This window comes from Halomonas stenophila, from assembly GCF_014192275.1.
Lineage (GTDB): Bacteria > Pseudomonadota > Gammaproteobacteria > Pseudomonadales > Halomonadaceae > Halomonas > Halomonas stenophila.
In genome coordinates this window covers 1637-3073 of record NZ_JACHXR010000027.1, presented here as the reverse complement: position 1 = coordinate 3073, position 1437 = coordinate 1637, and the positions used below count along the sequence as shown (strand labels likewise).

1 tRNA gene and 1 rRNA gene (1 of these 2 running past the window's edge) are annotated in these 1437 nt (G+C 54.1%); both read left to right on the top strand.

The features are described 5' to 3' along the window. The first annotated feature begins 2 nt into the window (after positions 1 to 2). Positions 3 to 78: transfer RNA gene (locus FHR97_RS20000), tRNA-Ala, on the top strand. 202 nt (positions 79 to 280) lie between these two features. Further along, positions 281 to 1437: ribosomal RNA gene (locus FHR97_RS19995) — 23S ribosomal RNA — on the top strand; it runs 1411 nt beyond the window's last position.

Genomic DNA, 1437 nt, shown 5'->3' with positions numbered 1-1437 from the left:
AAGGGGCCTTAGCTCAGCTGGGAGAGCGCCTGCCTTGCACGCAGGAGGTCAGCGGTTCGATCCCGCTAGGCTCCACCATCTTCCCGACAGTCGATGAATGTTTCGTGACCAGTGAAAAACGTTAGTGCTAGCGTTTTTCACTGTTCTCCGAACAGTCGCTCTTTAACAATGTGAATCATGCTGACAAACGTTCTTTCGAAAGAAAGGACACGAGATACGTCTCAAGCGTATCCGGCAATTGTCGTGTTGTCATCGCGGATCAGACCCCTTGGGGTTATATGGTCAAGCGATGAAGCGCATACGGTGGATGCCTAGGCAGCCAGAGGCGATGAAGGACGTGGAAGCCTGCGATAAGGTTCGGCGAGGTGGCAAACAACCTGCGACCCGGACATTTCCGAATGGGGAAACCCACCCAGGGCAACCTGGGTATCCCGCACTGAATCCATAGGTGCGGGAGGCGAACCGGGGGAACTGAAACATCTAAGTACCCCGAGGAAAAGAAATCAACCGAGATTCCCCCAGTAGCGGCGAGCGAACGGGGACCAGCCCTTAAGCATGTGACTGGTTAGACGAACGAGCTGGGAAGCTCGACGACACAGGGTGATAGTCCCGTAGTCGAAAACCTGATCATGTGAAATCGAGTAGGTCGGGGCACGTGAAACCTTGACTGAAGACGGGGGGACCATCCTCCAAGGCTAAATACTCCTGGCTGACCGATAGTGAACCAGTACCGTGAGGGAAAGGCGAAAAGAACCCCGGAGAGGGGAGTGAAATAGATCCTGAAACCGTATGCGTACAAGCAGTGGGAGCCCCTTCGTGGGGTGACCGCGTACCTTTTGTATAATGGGTCAGCGACTTATTTTCAGTGGCGAGCTTAACCGTATAGGGGAGGCGTAGGGAAACCGAGTCTTAACTGGGCGACCAGTCGCTGGAAATAGACCCGAAACCGGGCGATCTATCCATGAGCAGGTTGAAGGTTGAGTAACATCAACTGGAGGACCGAACCAGGATCTGTTGAAAAAGATTTGGATGACTTGTGGATCGGAGTGAAAGGCTAATCAAGCCCGGAGATAGCTGGTTCTCCTCGAAAGCTATTTAGGTAGCGCCTCACGTATCACCGCCGGGGGTAGAGCACTGTTTCGGCTAGGGGGTCATCCCGACTTACCAACCCGAGGCAAACTCCGAATACCGGTGAGTGGCAGCGTGGGAGACACACAGCGGGTGCTAACGTCCGTTGTGAAAAGGGAAACAACCCAGACCGTCAGCTAAGGTCCCGAAATCCTGGTTAAGTGGGAAACGATGTGGGAAGGCTCAGACAGCTAGGAGGTTGGCTTAGAAGCAGCCATCCTTTAAAGAAAGCGTAATAGCTCACTAGTCGAGTCGGCCTGCGCGGAAGATGTAACGGGGCTCAAACCAGGTACCGAAGCTACGGGTGCG